This window comes from Hallella mizrahii, assembly GCF_009695775.1.
GTDB lineage: Bacteria > Bacteroidota > Bacteroidia > Bacteroidales > Bacteroidaceae > Prevotella > Prevotella mizrahii.
Genome location: NZ_VUNG01000081.1, coordinates 1 through 2,933 on the forward strand (window position 1 = coordinate 1; position 2,933 = coordinate 2,933).

The window sequence follows — 2,933 nt, forward strand, 5'->3', positions numbered from 1 at the left end:
AAGGGAAACCTTGGTACTGCGCCATCTTAATTGCCAAAACGCATCAATAATGCTACATCTTAATTGCCGAAGAATGCTATATGTTATTTTTCTTAAAAATGTTGCATGAAAATTTGCTGATTACATCCGGATTCCAAATAACTTTTTGGTCTGTGTGGTCTGTTAATAATGTGGCCACCATTATGCATTACTTGAGAGTAATTACCATATTTTTATTTCCATAGCTATAAGTAATTGTTTTAAATTCTGCTTCAAAGTTAGGATAAATTCTAAGATGCTCCAACAAACATAGGTCTATTTATTCCACTATTGCATTTACGCGTAAACTTTTATCTAACAATAGATTATAGAAATAGCTTCAAAAATCAAGGTCTAAAAATGAACTCCATCCCAGATTTATTAGCTCTCACTATGCTCTTTAATCATCATTTTCCTATCTGTTAAATGTCATAATTCATTCGTGTTCGCAAAATCGTGTTCGGTGTCTGCAAACTATCGGAATACCTGCTGCCATAGGGTTTTGTCACTGACGATCATCTGTCCTTCTGCCTTTTGCCCAATCTGAATATGACCTTTGTCTGCTGCAACACTTGCCTTGGCGATAAAGTAGTTGGCTGATCCTATGCTCAGCAGCCTACGGCTAAAGGATGTGATGGTATATACATGAGACTGGGCATTTCTATCTTCTCCTTCATAAGTCACGATGACCTGCCTCGGCTCTGTGAAAAGATAGAGATACTTGTAAGAGACAGCGATTTGAAGGGTGTCGTGAGGCATAACTCTGCCCTCAACCTCTATCGTTATCGGATAGCGGATGGTGTAGAAAGCCACAGCAAGTGCTATCACAAGGATTGTGATTATGAATGTACCCGTGCGAGCTAACACGGGAGGCACTTTGCCAATAATTTGGCGTACTTTCTCGCTACGAAGCTCTATATTGTTAGTCTCACTCATACCCTTTCTTTAATTTTTGCATATAAAACATTACTTTACAATACCGTCATCAAGGCTCGGGTCTGATGTTATAACATTCTTTTGAGTGTTTCTCTTTTTCGAGGAGCGAAGGAAGTTCCATGTCAAACTGAAGTACACCATGTTACCGAACGCGTGATTGCGGATCTCTGTCCTCTTATAAGCATTGGCTGAAAGTCTCTCCTCTACATTTCCTGATCCTTTGTGATTAAAGGCGTTCCTTATGCCAAGTTTCAAGGACAGGCTCTTCATTCTGTATGTTGCGCATAAGTTTGTTGTACCAAGGTTCCTGAACACCGTTTCGCCTGTAAGCGTTTCTGACGGTGAATCATAATCGAAATCGAATGTCAGCCGTTTGAGGTAAACACTGAGGCCAGCCTTGACGGAGAACATTGTATTACTGAGGGAATAGACGTCTGTTTTGGAGATATCGTGTATCATATATGGCATCGCATAGATGAACAGTTTCCTGCTAAACAGATACTGCTCACCATATAGACTGACTTGCAGATGACGGTATCGGCCACCATTCTCTTTCGTTATGAGGTAATATTGACTTGCGGCGTCCCATGTGGGAGGCAGCAGGAATATGCTATTGTTCGTAATATCGAAATTACCTCTGAGAGATAAATAGGTGTCTCCTAAGTCGGCACTTATCTTCATCTCATTAGAATTCAGGCCATAAGGCTTCAATAGTGGATTGCCTGCAGTTGTTTCCCACAGGTCATCCTGCCTTTTGAAATCCGTCATATCAGCCAGGCTTGGAAGTTCCGGTGACCTCTCGAATTTATAAGAGGCTGAGAGCCAGTCGGTGAACTTGTACAGTAGGCTCAATTCCGGCTTGAAAGTCACATAGGTATATGAGGACTGACTCATGCTGTTGTGGCTTCTGCTCAATCCCGCACTTGCCTGAAACTGGAATTGGCTAAGGCGCAACGCATATTCCACAAACCACAGCTGCTGGTCTTCATGCATAGTGTAATCCATAGCGTTGGTCCTCTGATACTCATTTTTAGTACTGGATGCGTCATACTGAAAACCGGCCGTAAGATTACTGTTCCGTGCCAGATCTCTTCCATAGGCAATCTCCCCATGCATGCTGTATTTGGCACCCCTTACCCGATAAACATTGTCTAAGGACTCCACGGTATATCCCCTCGTATATCTGTTTCTCAAATACGCGCCCGTAAGGTAGGCTGAGATTGTACTCAATGAGTCCAAAGAACGATTCAAGTAGATTTTGATGAAAGGCGTTAAGCTTCTGCTTTTATTATATGTTTCAGAAATAGTATGGGTATTATCATAGGATATATTCTCCGTCAGTCTCCTCTGAGGAAATCCCGAGAAGTTCATGCCTGCCTTGACATCAAAGACAAGATTCTCGCTTTCAGGCGCATAATTGTAACCCAGTTCCACATCATGCGATGTAAACTCACTGTTGCTGTATTTGCCGTTTCTGCTGATATCTAATGTATTTGTCACAGATCCTGTATATCTGTGTCTTGTATCAGTATAGACTTTGCTGTTACTGTTTGCCTTGAAGTTGTATCTGACGCCCAACTCGCTGTTCTTGTTTGTCTTATGCGCCCAAAGGCTTTCGTCATGATAATTGGCATTTACTGCATCCATTGTAGAAAGGCCTGCTTCATACCCTCTGTCAGCGCGCTTGGTAGCGACATCTATAACAAGGCTGATGTCCTTGCCGTATTTCTGTCCCGGCATGGTGACGAACCTCACATTCTTGATATTTGAGGGCTGCTGTGAGAGCAAATCCTCCACTGAAGAAACAACATGGTTGATTCTTATCTGGACATCACCGCTACTTGTATAAGAAACTAAAGTTTCCCACTTGCAAATAGCTCGCCCTTAAAGTCTTAAAAATCAAGAGAAAAGAGAAGGAATGTCCAAAAGTTTTTGTATCTTTGTAGTGCAAATAAATCATTGATACATAAACGATTAAA

2 protein-coding genes are annotated in these 2,933 nt (G+C 41.6%); both read right to left on the reverse strand.

Features of this window, described 5'->3' with window-relative positions:
• Positions 1-492 precede the first annotated feature (492 nt).
• Entirely contained in the window at positions 493-954 is a 462-nt protein-coding gene (locus FYJ73_RS15430; RefSeq protein WP_154535630.1) for a hypothetical protein, read from the reverse strand.
• A gap of 30 nt (positions 955-984) precedes the next feature.
• Positions 985-2,694 (reverse strand): TonB-dependent receptor domain-containing protein, encoded by a 1,710-nt coding sequence (locus FYJ73_RS15435; RefSeq protein WP_154535631.1) that lies wholly within the window; start codon positions 2,692-2,694, stop codon positions 985-987.
• Between the last annotated feature and the right edge of the window lie 239 nt (positions 2,695-2,933).